This window comes from Pseudomonas sp. WS 5027 (genome assembly GCF_012985695.1).
Taxonomy (GTDB): Bacteria; Pseudomonadota; Gammaproteobacteria; order Pseudomonadales; family Pseudomonadaceae; genus Aquipseudomonas; species Aquipseudomonas hygromyciniae.
Genome location: NZ_JAAQWU010000014.1, coordinates 1 through 19,175, shown reverse-complemented (window position 1 = coordinate 19,175; position 19,175 = coordinate 1). Strand labels below are relative to the sequence as shown.

Genomic DNA, 19,175 nt, shown 5'->3' with positions numbered 1-19,175 from the left:
AGCCGCCGCGCACTTACTTGTAGAACATATCGACCACGACCGCAGCATCGAACGCGCCGGGAACGGGCAGGGTGCGCCACTTCAAGTCAGCCCTGAAGTCTTGGCGAGTGGTTTGGTTGGCACCCTTCATCTGGGCCAGGGGGAACCACTCATTGAAGGGTAGGTTCTGGTTCGTATAGTCCCAGGACAACGCGATGCCCACGGAGCTGTTATTGGTGGGCACCAACAAGCCATTGATCACGTTACCGCCGCCCGGGGTGGTGGCGAAGCGTGCGCTCACCGTATACGGGGTATCGCAGGCTTTACGCAGGCTCAAGCTGAAGGCAGCGGTGCTCGCCACTTCGCCGATCTGCGCCTTGCGCGAGGGCTTGGGGAAGCTCACCACATTGGGCGTTATCGTCAGGTCGGGGGTGCAAGGCACGAAGCGGATGTCGTTCACGCCGGTCACGATGTAGTTGAGGTTGCTGTTGGGGCGGTTGTTGAGACCGGTAATACCGTCCAGTTGAAACACCCGGTATTGCGACAGGGTACTGGCCTGGCCGTTTTGCGGGGTGGTACCAAATTTCTCGATAAACACGCTGAAGTTGAGGGTGAACCGGGCCTTGTCCCAACCCACGCAATTTGACAGGGTGCAACCGCGGTCGGAGTAGAACCCAGTGCCGTACTTGCCGCTGCTTTGGGTGATGGGCACCGAGTTATAGCGAATCCCGGCGCGAATACCCTGGCCGATGCTGACGCTTGCCGGGTTCAAGTAGAAATACACTTCCTCGCGCCCATGGTTAAAGTCGTCCTTGCAAATCACATTGACCGAGCGTGGGCCCGACTCCCAGATAATCGTGCCATCTGGCGCATCGGCCGCCACCGCCAATGCGGTACCCAGGGGGGCGGTGTCGGCGACCGAGCCGCTACCGTCCACCCGGCAGGCCAGCGCGTAGCTGGTAGCGGGGAGGGCGGCGCAGGCAAACAGGGTGGCTACGAGCAAGTATTTAAGAGGTGACATAGGTCGGTATTCCCCGCGATCTATCACTTGAGGGCCGCACGATGGCGGGCCTGCAAGCCGATATCGGTGATTTCGGTAAAGTTGATTTGGCTCCCGGCGCTGATGGGGGCCTTGGTGGTGAAGACTTTGCGTTCACCGGGCTTGAGCAATACGTAGTCATCCAACGCCTGAACCTGGCCGTCGGAATCGCTCTGCACATCCACCAGGGACAGATGAAACGCGCTTGGATTGGTGACGGTTACCGATTGCTCATCGGCGCGGCTCCACACCAATTGCTGCACGGCCTCGGACGAGCTTCCCGCAAGCCCAGGCGGGCGATAGAACAGCTTGAGCCGCTGGCGCACGGCAAATTGCACGCTGTCGGCGGCTTCCGGTTTCAGCGGGATTTCCATGACGTTGAGCAGGAACATCGATTCCACGTCGCCGGGCAAGCCTTCGCCGGCGTACAGAATGCGCAGCAGGTGGTGTTGTTGAGCATCCAATCGAACCAGCGGCTGAACCACGGCGAAGGGCACCGGCAGGGTTCCGTCATCGTTCTCGCCAGTGACCCAGCTTTGCACCACCAATTCACTGGGGGACTGATTGACGATATTGATGCTGGCTTCTTTATATTGGCCGAAGTAAATCAGGCGCGTGCCTTCAATCTTGACCGCCGCCTGCGCGCACGGCGCCAAGGCCAGCAGCACGATAACCAGCGCGCTGATCCAGAGCAGGGAGCGGCACAATGGCAAATGGTTGAGAGGTGACATGAGGGCCCGTAGCTTTCGGAGTGGCTTCGGGGGGCATGTTAGGAGGTGGGTGCCGGGGATTCTCTCAGGCGATTCTTAAAAGGGAGAATTGCAGGCTCAGGGCTGGGGCGCTTTCTGCTTGTCACCACCGAAAGTAACGCTCTTGTTAAAGAAATACCCCACCACACTCCAGTGCTGGTCATCGTTGCGAAATACCACCTTTTCCTTGACCGTGGTGGTGGAGAACGTCGAGGCGAACTCGATAAGCGCGTATTTCCCGGCGGGCGCATCAGGCATCTGCTCGATAAAGCCAATGGCTGCCGGCTCGCGTTTCTGCAGTACACCCAAGCCAAGGCGCAGGGCCTTGAGTCCGTTGACCCACACCCGTTCGGAGGTTTTCGCTTGCAGCACCGGACTGACGACTGGCCAGGTCATCTCGGCTTTACCCGCATCCAGTAACTCCAGAAACACCAGGGCAGCATCAAATACCTGCTGTTGCTGTTGCGGTGTTCCCGGGTCGGATGCCATGACCTTGGGTGTGCTCTTGTTGAAACTGATATCGCAACCGCCTAGCAATACGATACTGCACAGCACAATCGCCAACAGCTTCATGCAAAACCTCCAGAAGCGCCGTCATCCGTTGGGACGAGTAAAGATGAGCTTTGGAAGAGTTGCCATGGGCCGGGTTAAAAACCCGATATCGCCGCCGTGGTGAGCTGGGGCGGTTATAGGCGATCTGCAGCGGCAGGATAGGATCCTCCTGCCCACAAATATAACTAAACTAAATGACTATTTAGTTTAGTTATATTTGAAAAGCATAATAAAGGAGTAGGGTAGCTCCACCTCATCATTATCAAGGGAAAGTCAGTACCACACTGGCGCTGCCTCTGAAGTCGCCTGCGCTCGCGTTGCCGTTAGTCTCCAGTACGGATGCGAAGGTGAGTGATCTGTAGCCGGTTCCTGCAGAAAAGCTGTAGGAGCGGCCAGAGCCCACGCCTTCGACTGACAGCACTGAGTAAAGCCCTTCAACGCCATTGAGTTTGATGCGGCCTGCCATGTTTGGAGCGATCGCAACACTCACGTTAGCTGCGCGATTGCAGGTCACATAGGCAGTGGTGACCGCACGATTATTAGCAACATTGCTTAATGTGATATTGCCGTGGCGTAGCTCAATAGAACCGCTAATACTGCAACTTAGTGGCGGCTTTGGTGGGGTTGGCGTTTCGATGAGCCCTGAACCCGCTTTGGCACCTTTGCACTTCCAGGATGATATCTTGACCTTGTAGTCGCAAATGTGAAGGCCCACTTCTTCAAGCGCTGTGGTATCAATGTTTGGTAGGTGGATCCCTCTAAATAACTGATCGATAGATAATATGTTTAAATAGACGTCTGCTTGTTGTACATACGATGGTGTATTTATCAGCGGTGGAGCCAGATAAATTGGATCTATACTGTAGACATCATGAATCCGTTTGTAAGTCGGGAAGGCCCATACACCATCTTTGGTGGGCCAATTAATACGAGACCCATACTTGATGCTATTTCGACTCTCCATATAAACTAAATATTTGCCTTCGGAGACGTTTCCTCTAATTGAATATTTGTTTTGGTAGAATTCTACATACAAGCTTGCGTGCGCGGGACTCGTAATGAGTAATAACAGTAGAGTAGGAATGTATTTCATTTTTTCTCTGCTTCAAACACAGCGGTTGTGATGGTGCGCCCGAATCCTGGGGTTAATAGTAATAAGCCGAAATAGTCATGCTGCTTGAGAAATCACCGCCTTGAAGTTGTGCGTTTGGGGGGCGGCCAGCACCGCTTCAATGAGTCTTTGAAAGGGCTGGTCTTCAAGTACCAGTACGCTGAGTTCGGGCATAAGAAATGTCTGCGAGGCGGATAACAGACACTATGTTCGTTGATTCTTCCTACCAAATCTTTCATCTCGCTCCTTCGTTCATGTGGGAAATTTCCCACGAGAATGAGGAAAAGCTACAGACCCTACAATCAAGTCTCTGATAACTCTGAGAGTTTATCATCGGTACGGATGCTACCAAGCTCACTAGTCAGGCTTGAATCGTGAGCTTTATCCGCTCTCGCGGGTCGGCAATGTCGGGCACGTAGTTAAAATAGGTGTAATTGCGCCAGCGTAACGTACTGCTCCTAAAGGGATTACGAACCGAGTACGGATCAATGATCTGGTAAAACTCATCCAGCACTGGGCTTGGCAACGCTCGGACAATTTCTGCCGGCGGCGCGGGCGCCATACCCAGCGAGTCAAACAGCTTCTCCAGACGCTCCAGGCGCATGCTCAGCAGCCAAAGCATGTCAGGATCGGCATGACTTTTCACCAGACGCTGAACACAACTTTTGACGAAAACGTAGGCCACACGCCAGTTGGGATGGTAGTTGGCGGCAGTCTGGGCACCATGATTCTGGCCGTGATGAAAAACGCCTCAAGACAGGCTTCAAGCTCATCTGAACAACAGGCATAAGCTCAACAGCTGAAGCTGCTCCTTATGGTAGGAAGCGTTGCAGTTGAGCCTAGGTAATTTCCTGTGTAACGCAACACACACGAACATGCTCGTCTTTCGCATAATGTATATTATGTTAAATCACGTATTACGTACTTCAACCTCTGTTTGACACCCCGAGTACCTCTGCACGCTCAGGCCGCTCCAGTTCGCCACACTCTGGAGAGACACGTCTCAGGACACTGGCCCATCGGCAATGGATTCTTGCTCTGCCACAACCTGGTTACGCCCTTGTTGCTTGGCACGGTAAAGCAATAGATCTGCCTTATGGAACACATCATCCATCGAGTCGCCGGATCGCCAGAGCGCGACCCCCAGCGAAACTGTAATGTGACCAACAGCCTCCAAGGAGGTAGATGCGATCGAGAGTCGTAAACGCTCCGCGATGTCTACAGCTGCTGAGATTGAGCTATCGGGAAGCAGCAAAACGAACTCTTCTCCCCCTACACGGCAAAGCAGATCGGTCGGCCGAGAGTTCTGTTTCATCAGTCCTGCCACAGATCTGAGCGTCTCATCACCTACGTCGTGGCCAAAGGTGTCGTTCACCCGTTTGAAATGATCAATATCCACAGAAATCACAGCAATCGTCTTCTTCGACTCCAACCATACCGTGAGCATGTCTTGCATTGCTCGACGATTTGCCAGACCGGTAAGTGGATCACTTTGAGCTTGACGGTTGAGCCTGCCGATTTTTTCCTGCAATAAGCTGACGCTAAGCAAAAGTGCCCGACGTAACTGCCAGCTTTCCAGGTAGTCCACAGGGATGGCGCTGATGCGCTCATAGCTTTCTGGTACGTCTAGACGTCTGGCACTGTCCGCCAATCGGGATAAAGGGTTGGAGATTCTCGAGCCAGACCACCAAATCAGCAGCAAACCCAGAATACCCAGTGGCACGATCCCTTTAGCTACCTTCAGCGCGGTAACGCTCAACTTATCCTGAACAACGGCCATTGGTTGCTGCGAGACAATGCACCAACGGCTGCTGGGTATACCCGCGTAACCAGCAAGCATTTCATTCCCATCCCGGTCGACCGCCTGGAGTGAGCCGTTAGCCTGACTCAGTGCACCATCTACAATCAGATCACGTTCAATGAGCCTGCCGATTTGTTGAGCGTCAGGGTGGTAAAGCACACGCCGCTGACTATCTACGAGAAAGACATATGCCCCATTTTGTCGACGGTTCAAATCCATCAGAGCTTGAAGCGTATTCTGCTGCTCCAACCTGAGAGTCCCTCCAACCAGCCCGAGGTACTGCCCATTTGCATCGAAGATCGGCTGGGATACGAAAACCACCAGATTGCCAGTGATAGAGTGAAATGCGTTACTGATCATTGGCTTACGCTGCTCGAGCGGTTCACGGCGTTGTAGAGATTGACCGTTTAGCTGCAACCGCTCAGGCGCAGATGCGACGATGGTACCGGCGGCGTTGGTAATAAGCACTGAATTGAAGCTGTTGTCTTGCTCAAGCAGCCGTCGAGCCTCGACAGCCAGCAGTTCGCGGTCTGAGAAGTTCTTTGAAACAATGGCCGATCCGTATTTAAGGCGGTCAAGATCAGAACTCAACACCCCCTCTACAGCTGCAGCGATACGAGCAGCGTAAGCTCGGTTGCCCTCCAGCGCGTTTTCAATAAGCTCTCGCTTTTGGATCGTGAACATTACCCAAAATGTGTTTGCAAGAGTGACTGCGGCACTAAGCAGCGCAAATGTGAGCAGCACGATGCGTAGGTTCAGTCTGGGCTTGGGCTGAGAAGGCATTCGGTGTTCCAAGGATATGCAGGTCTAATTTGCTGAAGTCTCAGCCATTAGGTAAAGAATGCACGTCCGAGTGCTTCTAGCTTTTCGACAACACTTGCAGGATCTTAAATAGTGGCAATGTCGCTAGTTAGTGTCTCATGCATAAGCACCAGTCACCAACGGCTAGGCCCTCATGAGCTTACTTGCTCCACGCACTCAGGCTTCTTCAACTCCAGCGGTTACGCTAGCGTCTCGGGCTACCCTCGACAGATAAGTACCCTACAGATCTCAGAAACCACCTGCGCCGTTGCGTTTGCGATCGTTCCTTCATTACGACATAAAACCCAACCATGATCTGCGACCGCTCGCTCGAACGTCTCGGTACACGCAACATGTTCTTCCAGCCTATGGATCACCGTACTGTTCAGCCCACGCCGTCGCGCCGCAGCCCTCGCCCATGAAATATCCGGGGCGGTGACAATCCCCACGTGCAGGTCTGGCACTTGTACGTTTCGATCAATGTTCAATTGCAGAACTTCTGCAAACGGGACTATCCGGCGGAATGCGGCATCAGATGGGTACCAGCGATCAATCAGCACAATGCTATCGGGTGGCTGTTTAGCCAGCACGTGCTGGGAGATCCACGCACGGCTGTCAGCGAGGCGCACACAAATCTCCCACTCCAGGTCCCGGGAGGGATTTCTGATGAGTCTGTTAACGAGGGTCATTGTCGCCCCCCTAAAGGGATCGCTTTTTTTCTCGCAAAGTCGGATCACCTTTTTGTTATCTGCCCTCAATACTTGCGTAACGGCTTCCAGCAGTGTGGTTTTGCCGGTGCCCTTGGGGCCATCCAGAGCAACAAACAGCGCACGACTCATTGTCGCAGTTCAACCATCCGCTGGTTGTAGCTGTCACGTACGCACGCCTCTTTGTCGTCTGCCTTCCAGCAATCGTTGCGCCCCTTGATCCAGCCACGTTGCTCCGCCTTGAGCCGCTTGGCCTGGCTGCCGGCCTTTTTAAGGGCTGCGCTGTAGGTGCTCGCCATTTGGCGATCCAGGACGGAAAGCGCTTCGCTGCCACAAATCAGTGTCTCTATTGAACTGGACAGGTTCGCGCTGCAATTGAACGAAGGTCCCGTCTGGGCTTGTACGTTGAGGGCCAATCCTGCTGCGAGCATGGCCACTGGTAACAGCGCCGCCCGGGTAGTTGAATGCATAATGGTGTTCCTGCAAGGGTGTGAATGAGCGTCGCGATACGGGCCCACGGTGGCGGTTGCAACGCGTTTGATTCTTGCACGTTTTCTATATGTGGCACTGCATAGGTCGACAATGGCAAAAAACAGCGTTAGCAACAAGGCGACCGCGCCAAGCCGGAAAAATCTCGCGGCCGCCGATCGTCAGCAGCAGATGGTCGAACGGGCGATCACCCTCTTCGCCCAGAAAGGCTTCGCGTTGACGACCCGTGAGTTGGCTGAGGGGCTGCAGGTGACCCAACCCCTGCTCTATCGCTACTTTCCCAGCAAGCATTTACTATCGCGCTGTTCATTCATCTAGAGCTCCCCATGGCCAACCACGACCTCAGCTTCACCCCCGACCTCGATCCCGACTCGATCTCTTCCGACGTCATTGGCTTCAACGGCATCCTGGTCTCCACACAGATTCCGGTGCGCGCCGATGGCAGCCTGGAACTTGGCGATATCACCACGCAAAGCGAATGCACCCTGCAAGCCCTCAAAATCGCGCTAGAACGCGCCGGCAGCACCATGGACCGGGTCATGCACTTGACCATCTACCTCACCGACATGGCCGACCGCGCCGCATTCAACGAGGTGTACAAGCGCTTCTTCGCTAAACCCTGGCCAGTCCGCGCGGCGGTTGGCGTGGCGGCATTGGCGGTGGACGGCATGCGCGTTGAAGTCACGGCGATGGCGGCCAAGGGCTGAGTCCAGCGCGCCATTGGGCATCCAGCGGGTGCCCCCCCCGGCAATTCACGGCTACAATGCGCGCCTCAACCGTGACAAGCCTGACTAAAAAAACTATGTCCTTGCCCAAGCATCACCTGGAATTGCTCAGCCCTGCCCGCGATGTCGCCATCGCGCGCGAGGCTATCCTGCATGGCGCCGACGCCGTGTACATCGGCGGCCCAAGCTTCGGTGCGCGCCACAACGCCTGCAACGACGTGAGCGAGATCGCCCAACTGGTGGAGTTCGCCCGTCGCTATCACGCCCGGGTGTTCACCACCATCAACACCATCCTGCATGACGACGAACTGGAGCCGGCCCGCAAGCTGATCCACCAGTTGTACGATGCCGGGGTTGATGCGCTGATCGTCCAGGACCTGGGCGTGATGGAGCTGGATATCCCGCCCATCGAACTGCATGCCAGCACCCAGACCGACATCCGCACCCTGGCCCGGGCCAAGTTCCTCGATCAGGCCGGGTTCTCCCAACTGGTACTGGCCCGCGAGCTGAACCTGCAGGAAATCCGCGCGATTGCCGATGAAACCGATGCCGCCATTGAGTTCTTCATCCACGGCGCGTTGTGCGTGGCGTTCTCCGGGCAGTGCAATATTTCCCATGCGCAAAATGGCCGCAGCGCCAACCGTGGCGATTGCTCTCAGGCCTGCCGCCTGCCCTACACACTCAAGGATGACCAGGGCCGCGTTGTTGCCTTTGAAAAACACCTGCTGTCGATGAAAGACAACAACCAGAGCGCCAACCTGCGCGCCCTGGTAGATGCCGGCGTGCGCTCGTTCAAGATCGAGGGCCGCTACAAAGACATGGGCTATGTGAAGAACATCACCGCCTATTACCGCCAGCGCCTGGACGAAATCCTCGAGGACCGCCCGGACCTGGCTCGTGCCTCCAGCGGCCGCACTGCGCATTTCTTCCTGCCGGACCCGGAAAAGACCTTCCACCGGGGCAGTACCGACTACTTCGTCAGTGACCGCAAGATCGATATCGGCGCCTTCGACACCCCGACCTTTACCGGCCTGCCAGTTGGCGTGGTGGAAAAAGCCGGCAAGCGCGACCTGCAGGTCATCACCCATGAGCCGCTGTCCAACGGTGACGGTCTGAACGTGCTGATCAAGCGCGAAGTCGTGGGTTTTCGCGCCAATATCGCCGAGCCCAAGGGTGAGTTCGAAGAAGACGGTGCAAAACGCTACCGCTACCGCGTCGAGCCCAACGAGATGCCGGCGGGCCTGCACCAGTTGCGGCCCAATCACCCGCTCAACCGCAACCTGGACCATAACTGGCAGCAAGCGTTGCTCAAGACCTCCGCCGAGCGCCGGATTGGTGTGTCCTGGCAAGCCTGCCTGCGCGAAGACCAGTTGCAACTGACCGCCACCAGTGAAGAGGGTGTGAGTGCCAGCACCACCCTGCCCGGCCCGTTCGGCGTGGCCAACAAGCCGGAACAGGCGTTGGATACCTTGCGCGACCTGCTCGGCCAACTGGGCACCACCCAGTATCACGCCACGGCCATCGAACTGGATGCGCCGCAGGCGTACTTCATCCCCAACTCGCAGCTCAAGGCCTTGCGCCGCGATGTGATCGAAGCGCTGACAGTGGCCCGCGTCGAGGCCCATCCCCGTGGTGGCCGCAAGGCTGAAACCACGCCGCCACCGGTGTACCCGGAGTCGCACCTGTCGTTCCTGGCCAACGTGTACAACCAGAAGGCTCGCGATTTCTACCACCGCCATGGCGTGAAGCTGATCGACGCGGCCTACGAGGCCCACGAAGAAACCGGTGAAGTGCCGGTGATGATCACCAAGCACTGCCTGCGTTTCTCCTTCAACCTGTGCCCCAAGCAGGCCAAGGGCGTGACCGGCGTACGCACCAAGGTTGCGCCGATGCAACTGATTCATGGCGATGAGGTCCTGACCCTGAAGTTCGACTGCAAGCCTTGCGAAATGCACGTGGTCGGCAAGATCAAGGGCCATATCCTCGACCTGCCGTTACCGGGCAGCGGTGTACAGCAACAGGTCGTGGGGCATATCAGCCCGGCAGACCTGCTCAAGACCATCCCCCGCGCGCCACATTGAGTAAAACCCACGCCCCTGTAGGGGCCGGCTTGCCGGCGCCTACAAGGGGTGCTTGGATGGCGCCAAATCTTCTTTGACACGCCACCACCAGCCCCGCTGCAACCCCGCCGCCGCCAGCAGAATCGCCGCGACACCCAGCCATTGTGCCCAGCCCAAGCGATGCCCGTAGGCCATCCAATCAACCAGGATCGCCGCAATCGGGTAGATGAACGACAGCGCCCCGGTCAATGCCGTCGGCAGCTTTTGGATCGCCCCATAGAGCAGCACATACATCAGTCCCGTATGCACCACACCCAGCGTCAACAGCGCACCCCAAGCATCGACGGGCGCCGATAGGCTGTGCCACGAAACCAACGGCACCAGCAATACCGCACCGGTACTCACTTGAATCAGCGCCAGCAGATGGGGCGGCACAGCCTTCAGTCGTTTGATGATCAGCGCAGCGACGGCATACAAAAACGCCGCGCCAATCGCCTGCGCCACGCCCCACAGGTAATGATCACCACTGCCCTGCTGCTCGCCATGGGCACTGACGATCGCCAGCATGCCCACGAAAGCCACACTCAACCAGGCGAGCTTCTGTACGGTGATTTTTTCGCCAAGAAACAACGCCGCGAGCATCACTAGCATGAACGGCTGAACGTTGTAGACCGCCGTGCTGATCGCAATGGAGGCCTTGGCATAGGAGGCAAACAGCAACAGCCAGTTACCGACAATGGCCACGCCGCTCAACATCGCCCAGCCGAGTGTCGAGTAACTCAACCATCCGCCCTGCAGATACCCCAGCCGCCAACACACCAGCAGCAGGGTCAAGCCGCCGATGACACAACGCCAAAACACCACTTCGATGACTGGCACGCCAGACACCAGTACAAACCAGCCAATGGTGCCGGAGATCAGCATGGCGCCGACCATTTCCCACGACCCGCGACGTATGGATGTGTCCATGATTAAGCTCCTCGAGTGAGGCTCAATTATGGCAATCTGCGCCAAACAGGCTCCAGCGCCTGTAGAAGGCAAAAGGTGATCCTTACCTATTCTTATTAGGCAAAACCGCAAATCTGCTTAAGGAGCCCAGGATGATTGATGTTATCGACCAACAACTGATCGCCGCCCTGATGGACGACTCGCGCTGCTCGCTCAAGACCCTGGCGGGCATTACCGGCCTGTCCTCGCCCAGTGTGGGCGAACGTCTGCGACGCCTGGAGGAGCGCGGAGTCCTGAAGGGCTACACCGTGGATATCGACCCGAAACACTTTGGCTATTTGTTGCAAGCCATCGTGCGCATCCGCCCCCTGCCCGGCCAATTGCAGGAGGTGGAGCGGCAGATCCAGGCGATTCCGGAGTTTACCGAGTGCGACAAAGTCACCGGCGATGACTGCTTTATCGCCCGGCTGCACGTACGCACGATGGATCAGTTGGATACCTTGCTCGATCGTCTCAACGCTTACGCCGAAACCAACACCGCCATCGTCAAGAAAACCCCGGTCAAGCGCCGGCTGCCGCCGTTGGCCGACGGGCGTTAGCCGTCCAGCCCTGGGCGTAACCACGGAAAACCCCTGCGACAATAACGCTGGAATCCAAAGTCAGGTTCGCGTCACACATCGCTTTTGCAACGTGTGGAAGTGAACATGGCAATGGAAATGTCGAATACCGCAGCACATCAAGGAACACAGGAACCACCCCAAGGATTGGGCGCCATCCCCGGGCAAGACGCCACGCCACGGGAAGCGGCAGATAGAGAACTGGCGCAGCTCTATGCCCGGCAACTATTGGAATGCGCCCGGGTCCAGGACGTGGGCGATCCGGGCGCGTGGGTTTTACCCTCCCTACCGCCCGGCTCAGCCTTCGCGCAGTGGCAAGCGCACCTGCACGCACTGCTTTACAGCGAGCCCTTTAAAGTCTGGGCCGACGAGCAGCAGGTTGACCTATCCAAAACCATCCGGCTCGACAGTCAATCGGGACACATCGCCTTTAACGTCAACGGCACTGACAAGCTGTTTGGCGACCCGGCCAGCGATGTCCCCTTGCCTGCAATCTGGCCGCTGCTGGCCAGTACTGCCCAGGCGTTCGGTGCAGGCAGCTTTGTGCTGCCGGCGGACCCTCGCGCCAAAGGTGCATCCCTCGCTGCCGTCGGTCATTTTTATCAAGTGCCGGTCATGGCGACCAAGACCGAACTCGAGCAGCAGGCGGCGCTGGTGAGCCATCGCGGCTTTACGCCCTCGGCCACTCTCCAGGCGGCAAGATCCGAAGAGGCCTTCGCCGAGGCACAGCGAACATTCGGCGATCTACTTAACCTGCATATGCTATCTGTGCAGCTTGCGGCCCTGGCGCAAAACGCCAGCCCCTTGCCCGACAGCTTGAAATCCACGCTGTTTACGCTGGCCGCCCACTCTTCTGCGCTGAGCCGGGAACCGCTGGCGCCAGGTATGTCTTCCAGCCTGCAACGGTTTATCGAACGCAGCGGCTTTTTACAGCCGCAGAACGCGGCGCAGTTGATCAACCTTGCCAGTTACCTCAAGCGCCCGCCGCCGAGTAGCCCCGAGCATGGCAACTTTGGCGGCGCTCTCGCCTGGCCGATTCCGCCCAACGAAACCCAACGCCGCGAATGGATTGAACGCCTGCAACAAAGCGCTCATTACACCCCGGGAAACGGCGTACTCGATTACCTGGCAACCCACGTCACGCCTGGCGCTCCCGCAACCCTCCACGCCACCCGCAGCTGGCTTGGCCGCATGCTGCGCAGCGCCGAGGCAAAGACCCTGGGCGAAACGTTCCAGGGGATCTCGCTGCTTTCGCCCGACACTGACCTGTTACTCGCGGCGATCAGTGCAGACCTTGATCGCCAGACTGACGTCGATGGCAAACCAGGACGAAATATCGTCGCCGGGTTTGACCTGGCCCAAAGCGCGCACTGGTGCGCCCACCCCTCAAGCGTGGTCGATAACTTGCTGGAGCACCTGATTGGCAAACGCTCGATGACCCGGGACAAGGCGCCCATTGCAGTCTGCTTGCTGCTGTCTCACCGAGCGCCCGCCTTTCTCGTCAAGGAAATCCCCCAGCATGTAACCTGCGGTTCCCACACATGGGCCACCTTCTCAACCGCCGTCGCCCGTATCGAAGCGCTGGCTCCTGGGGCGTCGGCGGCCATGGTTTTCTCCCAGGTCATGGCCTGGGCGGACCTGGCGCCTGTCACCGCGCAGCAGGCAGCGGTTGAACAGGCCGCCCAGCGCGTGGCGCTCAAGGACTGGGGCGTGGCCCAGGGATTGCTGGCACACAATGCCCAGGACAACTACACCGACGACCAGCTTGAGTCCCTGCGCGAGGCGTTCAATCGGCAGCTCGACGAACTGAAAGCGGCCTCCACCGCCCTGCAGATCGGCATGCCCCAGCGCAGGAAGATGGCCTTGGCCGAGCTGCAAAAGGTGTTCGGCGAACAGATCCCCTTTGACGACAAATGCATCACCGACGCTGGGGCGCATCGCGACTATCGCGGGCCGTACTCGGTACTGGATCTCTACATGGCGGGGAAGCTGGACCGTCCCAAAGGCATCATCACTGCGCGTCAGGCCGGCCTCGGCGCCCTTGGCACGGCATCACAGCACACGCGCTTGAGCCTCAACTACTGGGTTTCTTCCAAGGCTGGCGTGAATATCAGCAGGATCCTGGCATCCCGTGCGCAGTTGCCGGACGTCGACCGCTTGTTCCGCCTGGCCTTTTACGCCTACAAACCGACACTCAGAAAAAACTTGCCCGTCATCGGCAAGCACCTGATATCGCGTTTGCCCCTGGACGCGCGTCGGCGCCTGGAGTTCGGCAAGCTGCAACTGTTCAAGGTCAGCAAAGCCACAAAACAGCCTTCCTTGCATATTTCCAGCAGCCCCATCTACCACTACGCCCTTGAGCCGCATCGTCTGTTGCTAAAAACCACCCTTGCCGGCGTTGCGCAAATGTTCGAGTACGACGTCAAGCAGCAGAGCATCGTGCGCCGCCCTGAGATGGACAACGCCCAGCGCGGGCTGCTGAACGAATACAGCAAGGACACTCTCTATCTGCAACCGTTTCACCCCCAAGGTGCATTTGCCCCTCCTATCACCCAGGCAACCCCCGATACAGGCCTGGTACCTTCCAGCTATTTCAGTGCCAGGACGGCGTACATCGCCGCTGCAATGGTCCAGGAACGGGCACTCAACACGATGCAGGCCCAGGCAAAAGGCCTGACCACGTTTGACACGGAATTCAACGCCGCCAAGTTTCTTCACAACACCATCATGAGCTTGATTCCGCTGCGATCGGCCATCGCCAACTTCCAAGAAGGCAACGTCGGTGCAGGGCTGGTGGATCTGTTCCTGGATATCTTTGGTCTGGTGATGGCGATCAGCAGCGCTGGTGCTTCGCTGGGCGCCAGGGCCACGATCAACCACGGGCCCAAGGTCATTCGGCTGCTCAACAGTGCAAAACGGGTCGCTCTGGTGACGATCAACGTCCTTAACCCCCTCGGCGGCGTAGATGATCTGGGCCGGTTGATTATCTGGGGAAGCAAACAGGCGTGGTTCTGCGCCGGCAAACTGGCCGGGAAAGTCGCCGATATCAGCGGGCTGACCGGGCAGGCGCGCCGGTTGGGGGCCCTGGAAAAATACGACTTGCTCGCCGCGAGTAAACGCTTTGATGCGGCGGCCACCGGCAACTTCAAGGTCATCGATGAGCTGTTCGAAGGTACGGCGGTATTTCATGCCGGCAAGTGGTTTGCCTACAACCCCGTCACCCGCGCGCCCTATGGCAAGCCCCTGGCCGTGTTCAACCCGAAAAGCCTGGCCATGGGCGGTGCAGTCAAAGAAGTCCGGGCCTTGGGCGAAGGTTTTCTGATGTTTGAAGATACCCACCGGGGTTGTCGTCGTTTAAGCCTGGACGCCCATGGCGTCATCGCGCCGGGCCATGAGGCGGCCTCGATGAAAATCAATGGCGAACTCATGAGCCCCAACGAGATGCTCGACTACCTGAAGGCCTGCGGGGTGAAAATTGATCACTATGACGAAATACGCCTGACGGTATGCGACTCGGCAACCGGTGGCGAACAATCCTTTGCCGCACGCCTGGCACGGCAGATAAAAAAACCGGTCAAGGGCTACGAGGGCTCTATGTATGTCGATCCCAATCTTGAATCAATCCACCTGGACAATTTCGTCAACCGTGCGGCCCGCCGGGATTACCTGGAGCGCACCTTCCTCGACACACCACGTAAGGTGCAAAACAAGTATGTGGAAATTGGTCGGCTGGACGATGGGGTCATGAAATACCATCCCGACCCCCGTTACAAACCGGTGAACTTTTCACCCGAGGGGATCGCACTGCCCAGGAAAAAACGGGCCTCAAGGCCAATGACCGAAGGGGAAATTGAGCAGCACGAGCGCCGGTTGGCCGCAGCGAACAAGCAGCACGACGAGCTCAACAACAACATCACTGATTTCAGCGAGTACGACGACTTCAACCGTTAAAACACCGCCCGGGCGCTGCTGGTCAACCGGTCACGACCCGGGATTATCCACCTGGATATAAAACGCAAACGCCGCCAGCAGCATCCAAAACACCGTGAACAACCAGGGTGTACGCACCGAAAACAGCAACGACTTGCGATAGCCCTTGTGCGACGACTCGGTCTCGCAGAACAACGGCGATTCATCGTAAGCCAGGCCCATCACCGGTTCACTGCGCAACAGTTCGCTTTGCTTGAAGTGCCAATGGTCAATGATGTCGTAGGCCGCACGGATGCCGGGCCAGGCGTTGAGCGAGCTGAACACGCCGAGCATCGCCAACAACAGCGGCACCACCAGGGTAAACAGCTTGCCCCACTCGGGGTTGAGGTTGCCCATGCAGGACACAAAGGCAATCACCAGGAACGACTGCGCCGTCAGGTAAGCATCGGTGCGGTTGGCAAGGATGGAGGTTTCGTATTGGATTTCCCGGCGATAGAAATCCAGGCGGTCCTTGGGCGAGCCAAAGATCTTGGCATCGTGTTCGGCATGGTCGGTCAGCGCCGATTCGGGGCTATGGGGGGAAATGATCCTGGGCACGATCGGTAATCCTTACGCTGCGTAATCCCCTTAGAAGAAGCGGCGATGCCCGAAGTTCAGGTCAATTGCCCGCACCGTTGTGGAGCATGGTGCATGCCTGGCGCGCACTGCACTTGCGCAGGCCGCCCCGATATTGGGCTGGTAGGCCGTTTAATCCCTATAAACGCGGTTTCGGCACAGCCATTGCTTTACTCCTCAAACCCCCTGCCTGCCCAGGTGAACACAGGAGCAAACGTTACCCCCCGACTCAGAGCCGACTCCAAAAGAAAGTAAGGACAAGGTCCGTTGGCGCCAAAAGCCACGGGCTCATAACAATGCGTTTTTTAAAGCGGCAGTGCCTGCAACGCTACACCCGGCACTGACAAGGTAATTGGAATGGCTCGATCTTTCTTTGACGAAATGAATGACGCAAATGGCGTGTGCCGTGCGCACTACCAGGATTTTTCCCGCTGGCTGGCCAACACCCCACCGGAACTGCTGGCCCAGCGCCGTCGCGAGGCCGACCTGCTGTTCCACCGCGCCGGGATCACCTTCACCCTGTACGGTGACGAGCAAGACACCGAACGCCTGATTCCCTTCGACATCATCCCGCGCAGCATCCCCGCCAGTGAGTGGAGCGTGATCGAGCGCGGCTGTATCCAGCGGGTCAATGCTCTGAACATGTTCCTCGCCGATATCTACCACGAGCAGCGCATTATCAAGGCCGGGATCATTCCCGCCGAGCAGGTGCTGGGCAATGAAGGCTATCAAAAAGCCATGATCGGCCTGGACCTGCATCGCGATATCTATTCCCACATCTCCGGGGTCGACCTGGTGCGTGATGGCGATGGCACCTACTACGTCCTCGAAGACAATTTGCGCACGCCCAGCGGCGTGAGCTACATGCTCGAAGATCGCAAAATGATGATGCGCCTGTTCCCGGAAGTGTTTGCCAAACAGCGCATCGCGCCCGTGGATCACTACCCCAACCTGCTGCTCAAGACCCTGAAAAGCGCGAGCCGCCTGGACAACCCCAATGTCGTGGTGCTGACCCCTGGCCGCTTTAACAGTGCGTTTTTCGAGCACGCGTTCCTGGCCCGGGAAATGGGGGTGGAACTGGTAGAAGGCGCCGACCTGTTCGTGCACGACCTCAAGGTGTTCATGCGCACCACCGATGGCCCGAAAGCGGTGGATGTGATCTACCGGCGCATCGACGACGCCTTCCTTGACCCCCAGGCGTTCAACCCCGAATCCATGCTCGGCGTCCCCGGCCTGGTTGCCGCCTACTGCGCCGGCAACGTAGTGCTGGCCAATGCCATCGGCACCGGCGTGGCCGACGACAAATCCATCTACCCCTATGTGCCGGAGATGATCCGCTTTTATCTGGATGAAGAACCGGTACTGCAGAACGTGCCGACCTTCCAATGCCGCAAGCCCGCTGAACTGTCCCACGTCCTGGCGCACTTGCCCGAGCTGGTGGTCAAGGAAACCCAGGGCTCCGGCGGCTACGGCATGCTGGTGGGCCCGGCCGCCTCGGCTGCCGAGATCGAGGACTTCCGCCAACGCATCAAGGCCCGGCCCCATGCCTATATCGCCCAGCCGACCTTGAGCCTGTCCACCTGCCCGACTTTTGTCGAAAACGGCATCGCACCACGGCATATCGACCTGCGCCCATTCGTGCTATCGGGCAAGGAAACCCGCCTGGTGCCGGGCGGCCTGACCCGAGTAGCGCTGCGCGAAGGTTCATTGATCGTCAACTCGTCGCAAGGCGGCGGAACCAAAGACACCTGGGTGGTGGAGGGCTGAGTATGCTGAGTAGAACCGCCGCAGATCTGTATTGGATGTCGCGCTACCTGGAACGCGCGGAAAACCTGGCGCGCATGCTGGAGGTCAGCTACTCGCTGTCGCTGATGCCCCAGGCCGGACGCAGTGATGGCCTGGACGAGCTGGCGATGTCGCTGCTCAGCAGCGGCACCCTGGACAGCTATCTGGAACGCCATCAACAGCTGGACGCCGAGCGCATGCTGCACTTCTTCGCCCTCGACGAGGAAAACCCGGCCAGCATCTACAACTGCCTGCGTGCTGCCCGGGGCAATGCCCATGCAGTGCGTGGGCGGATCACCGCCGACATGTGGGAAAACCTCAACGCCACCTGGTTGGAAATGCGCAGCATCGCCGCCGGCGGCCTGGCACGCCATGGCATCAGCCACTTCTGTGACTGGGTCAAACAGCGCTCGCACCTGTTTCGTGGCGCCACCTCCGGCACCATCATGCGCAACGATGCCTATCGTTTTATCCGCCTGGGCACCTTTGTCGAACGCGCCGACAACACCTTGCGTCTGCTGGATGCGCGCTACGAGATGTTTGGTGAAGAGTCCGAAGAAGTCAGCGACCTGTCCGCCCGCGGTTACTACCAGTGGAGCGCCCTGCTCCGTGCCTTGTCGTCGTTCGAGGCCTACACCGAGCTGTACCCCAATGCGCTGAATGCGCGCTCGGTGTCGGAGCTGCTGCTATTGCGCAGTGACGTACCGCGCTCGTTGCACGCGTGTATCGAGGAGTTGAGCCACATCCTCGCCGACCTGCCAGGCAGCTACGGCCGCACGGCCCAGCGTCTGGCTGCGGAGTTTGAAGCGCGGCTGCGTTACACCGGTATCGACGAGATCCTCGAAGAGGGCCTGCACACCCGCTTGACGGAGTTTATCGACACCGTGCGCGAACTGGCGCGGGCGATCCACAGCTCGTACCTGGAAGTGGTGTAGGCATCGCTTCACCTTGTAGGAGCGGGCTTGCCTGCGATGGGCATGAGTATCTACACAACTCGCTCTTCTGGGTATGTGTACATATCCGTTGCTGCGGTTACGGCGGCTATTGGTTCCGCCCTGACGGCGGGTCACTTTTGGAAAAGAGCCCCAAAAGTAACCAAAAGGGCTCTTGCCCCACCACTCGGCACCTCGCCTAGGCTCGGTGTGCCCGTAATCCGACATTGATTTGGGGGGCCGCCGCGCTGGGCCATCCATGGCCCAGCGCGGCTAAACCGGCGTCCTGCCGGTTTACCCCCCAAATCAATATCGGATTACGGCCAGCGTGGTTT

The 19,175-nt window shown here is 58.1% G+C and carries 18 protein-coding genes; 8 read left to right on the top strand and 10 right to left on the bottom strand.

Annotated elements, in window-relative coordinates; translation table 11 throughout:
* Positions 1–13: 13 nt before the first annotated feature.
* From HBO09_RS17790 to HBO09_RS17770, 5 genes are all read right to left on the bottom strand, one after another.
* The gene (locus HBO09_RS17790) at positions 14–1,000 is read right to left on the bottom strand and encodes a fimbrial protein (RefSeq protein WP_169995543.1); all 987 of its coding nucleotides are present in this window, start codon (positions 998–1,000) and stop codon (positions 14–16) included.
* Between the two features lie 23 nt (positions 1,001–1,023).
* A complete protein-coding gene (locus HBO09_RS17785; RefSeq protein WP_169995545.1) occupies positions 1,024–1,749 on the bottom strand; it encodes a molecular chaperone in 726 nt (241 codons plus the stop codon).
* Between the two features lie 96 nt (positions 1,750–1,845).
* Positions 1,846–2,340 carry a DUF4019 domain-containing protein gene (locus tag HBO09_RS17780; protein ID WP_169995547.1) on the bottom strand — a complete coding sequence of 165 codons (495 nt, stop codon included), beginning with the start codon at positions 2,338–2,340 and terminating at the stop codon, positions 1,846–1,848.
* A gap of 241 nt (positions 2,341–2,581) precedes the next feature.
* Positions 2,582–3,412, bottom strand: coding sequence for a hypothetical protein (locus HBO09_RS17775; protein WP_169995549.1), 831 nt, complete (start codon positions 3,410–3,412; stop codon positions 2,582–2,584).
* Between the two features lie 379 nt (positions 3,413–3,791).
* Positions 3,792–4,052: a hypothetical protein gene (locus HBO09_RS17770; protein WP_169995551.1), complete on the bottom strand. Its 261-nt coding sequence runs from the start codon at positions 4,050–4,052 to the stop codon at positions 3,792–3,794.
* 12 nt (positions 4,053–4,064) lie between these two features.
* Between HBO09_RS17770 and HBO09_RS17765 the strand changes: the two genes are divergently transcribed.
* The gene (locus HBO09_RS17765; protein ID WP_169995553.1) at positions 4,065–4,220 is read left to right on the top strand and encodes a hypothetical protein; all 156 of its coding nucleotides are present in this window, start codon (positions 4,065–4,067) and stop codon (positions 4,218–4,220) included.
* A 213-nt stretch (positions 4,221–4,433) separates the two neighbouring features.
* On the opposite strand, the gene HBO09_RS17760 is transcribed toward HBO09_RS17765, so the two are convergent.
* The 3 genes from HBO09_RS17760 to HBO09_RS17750 all read right to left on the bottom strand — a co-directional run bounded on the left by HBO09_RS17760 (position 4,434) and on the right by HBO09_RS17750 (position 7,209).
* Complete coding sequence (locus tag HBO09_RS17760) at positions 4,434–6,014, bottom strand: sensor domain-containing diguanylate cyclase (RefSeq protein WP_169995555.1); 1,581 nt, start codon at positions 6,012–6,014, stop codon at positions 4,434–4,436.
* A 236-nt stretch (positions 6,015–6,250) separates the two neighbouring features.
* Positions 6,251–6,871 (bottom strand): dTMP kinase, encoded by a 621-nt coding sequence (locus tag HBO09_RS17755; RefSeq protein WP_169995557.1) that lies wholly within the window; start codon positions 6,869–6,871, stop codon positions 6,251–6,253.
* Entirely contained in the window at positions 6,868–7,209 is a 342-nt protein-coding gene (locus HBO09_RS17750; protein ID WP_169995559.1) for a lysozyme inhibitor LprI family protein, read from the bottom strand. The genes HBO09_RS17755 and HBO09_RS17750 overlap by 4 nt, the downstream gene beginning before the upstream one ends.
* A gap of 112 nt (positions 7,210–7,321) precedes the next feature.
* Here HBO09_RS17750 and HBO09_RS28670 point away from each other — a divergent pair, with 112 nt between their 5' ends.
* The 3 genes from HBO09_RS28670 to HBO09_RS17735 all read left to right on the top strand — a co-directional run bounded on the left by HBO09_RS28670 (position 7,322) and on the right by HBO09_RS17735 (position 10,034).
* The gene (locus HBO09_RS28670; RefSeq protein WP_222933919.1) at positions 7,322–7,546 is read left to right on the top strand and encodes a helix-turn-helix domain-containing protein; all 225 of its coding nucleotides are present in this window, start codon (positions 7,322–7,324) and stop codon (positions 7,544–7,546) included.
* An 8-nt stretch (positions 7,547–7,554) separates the two neighbouring features.
* On the top strand, positions 7,555–7,935 hold the full coding sequence (locus tag HBO09_RS17740; protein ID WP_169995561.1) for a RidA family protein: 381 nt from the start codon (positions 7,555–7,557) through the stop codon (positions 7,933–7,935).
* Positions 7,936–8,030: 95 nt separating this feature from the next.
* Positions 8,031–10,034 (top strand): U32 family peptidase, encoded by a 2,004-nt coding sequence (locus HBO09_RS17735; protein WP_169995563.1) that lies wholly within the window; start codon positions 8,031–8,033, stop codon positions 10,032–10,034.
* A 39-nt stretch (positions 10,035–10,073) separates the two neighbouring features.
* Here the strand turns inward: HBO09_RS17735 and HBO09_RS17730 are convergent, their stop codons facing one another.
* A complete protein-coding gene (locus HBO09_RS17730; protein WP_169995566.1) occupies positions 10,074–10,982 on the bottom strand; it encodes a DMT family transporter in 909 nt (302 codons plus the stop codon).
* A 131-nt stretch (positions 10,983–11,113) separates the two neighbouring features.
* Between HBO09_RS17730 and HBO09_RS17725 the strand changes: the two genes are divergently transcribed.
* Both HBO09_RS17725 and HBO09_RS17720 read left to right on the top strand, forming a co-directional pair.
* Positions 11,114–11,560, top strand: coding sequence for an Lrp/AsnC family transcriptional regulator (locus HBO09_RS17725; protein WP_169995567.1), 447 nt, complete (start codon positions 11,114–11,116; stop codon positions 11,558–11,560).
* 165 nt (positions 11,561–11,725) lie between these two features.
* Complete coding sequence (locus HBO09_RS17720; RefSeq protein WP_169995569.1) at positions 11,726–15,529, top strand: hypothetical protein; 3,804 nt, start codon at positions 11,726–11,728, stop codon at positions 15,527–15,529.
* 30 nt (positions 15,530–15,559) lie between these two features.
* Here the strand turns inward: HBO09_RS17720 and HBO09_RS17715 are convergent, their stop codons facing one another.
* A complete protein-coding gene (locus tag HBO09_RS17715; RefSeq protein WP_169995571.1) occupies positions 15,560–16,105 on the bottom strand; it encodes a hypothetical protein in 546 nt (181 codons plus the stop codon).
* Between the two features lie 375 nt (positions 16,106–16,480).
* Here HBO09_RS17715 and HBO09_RS17710 point away from each other — a divergent pair, with 375 nt between their 5' ends.
* Complete coding sequence (locus HBO09_RS17710; RefSeq protein WP_169995573.1) at positions 16,481–17,890, top strand: circularly permuted type 2 ATP-grasp protein; 1,410 nt, start codon at positions 16,481–16,483, stop codon at positions 17,888–17,890.
* 2 nt (positions 17,891–17,892) lie between these two features.
* Positions 17,893–18,843 (top strand): alpha-E domain-containing protein, encoded by a 951-nt coding sequence (locus tag HBO09_RS17705; RefSeq protein ID WP_092236664.1) that lies wholly within the window; start codon positions 17,893–17,895, stop codon positions 18,841–18,843.
* The last annotated feature ends 332 nt before the right edge of the window (positions 18,844–19,175 follow it).

Bases quoted from the DNA above. Each gene is read 5' to 3' on its own strand.
- HBO09_RS17790 (WP_169995543.1), bottom strand. From the start codon at position 1,000: ATGTCACCTCTTAAATACTTGCTCGTAGCCACCCTGTTTGCCTGCGCC.
- HBO09_RS17785 (WP_169995545.1), bottom strand. From the start codon at position 1,749: ATGTCACCTCTCAACCATTTGCCATTGTGCCGCTCCCTGCTCTGGATC.
- HBO09_RS17780 (WP_169995547.1), bottom strand. From the start codon at position 2,340: ATGAAGCTGTTGGCGATTGTGCTGTGCAGTATCGTATTGCTAGGCGGT.
- HBO09_RS17775 (WP_169995549.1), bottom strand. From the start codon at position 3,412: ATGAAATACATTCCTACTCTACTGTTATTACTCATTACGAGTCCCGCG.
- HBO09_RS17770 (WP_169995551.1), bottom strand. From the start codon at position 4,052: ATGCTTTGGCTGCTGAGCATGCGCCTGGAGCGTCTGGAGAAGCTGTTT.
- HBO09_RS17765 (WP_169995553.1), top strand. From the start codon at position 4,065: ATGACTTTTCACCAGACGCTGAACACAACTTTTGACGAAAACGTAGGC.
- HBO09_RS17760 (WP_169995555.1), bottom strand. From the start codon at position 6,014: ATGCCTTCTCAGCCCAAGCCCAGACTGAACCTACGCATCGTGCTGCTC.
- HBO09_RS17755 (WP_169995557.1), bottom strand. From the start codon at position 6,871: ATGAGTCGTGCGCTGTTTGTTGCTCTGGATGGCCCCAAGGGCACCGGC.
- HBO09_RS17750 (WP_169995559.1), bottom strand. From the start codon at position 7,209: ATGCATTCAACTACCCGGGCGGCGCTGTTACCAGTGGCCATGCTCGCA.
- HBO09_RS28670 (WP_222933919.1), top strand. From the start codon at position 7,322: ATGGCAAAAAACAGCGTTAGCAACAAGGCGACCGCGCCAAGCCGGAAA.
- HBO09_RS17740 (WP_169995561.1), top strand. From the start codon at position 7,555: ATGGCCAACCACGACCTCAGCTTCACCCCCGACCTCGATCCCGACTCG.
- HBO09_RS17735 (WP_169995563.1), top strand. From the start codon at position 8,031: ATGTCCTTGCCCAAGCATCACCTGGAATTGCTCAGCCCTGCCCGCGAT.
- HBO09_RS17730 (WP_169995566.1), bottom strand. From the start codon at position 10,982: ATGGACACATCCATACGTCGCGGGTCGTGGGAAATGGTCGGCGCCATG.
- HBO09_RS17725 (WP_169995567.1), top strand. From the start codon at position 11,114: ATGATTGATGTTATCGACCAACAACTGATCGCCGCCCTGATGGACGAC.
- HBO09_RS17710 (WP_169995573.1), top strand. From the start codon at position 16,481: ATGGCTCGATCTTTCTTTGACGAAATGAATGACGCAAATGGCGTGTGC.
- HBO09_RS17705 (WP_092236664.1), top strand. From the start codon at position 17,893: ATGCTGAGTAGAACCGCCGCAGATCTGTATTGGATGTCGCGCTACCTG.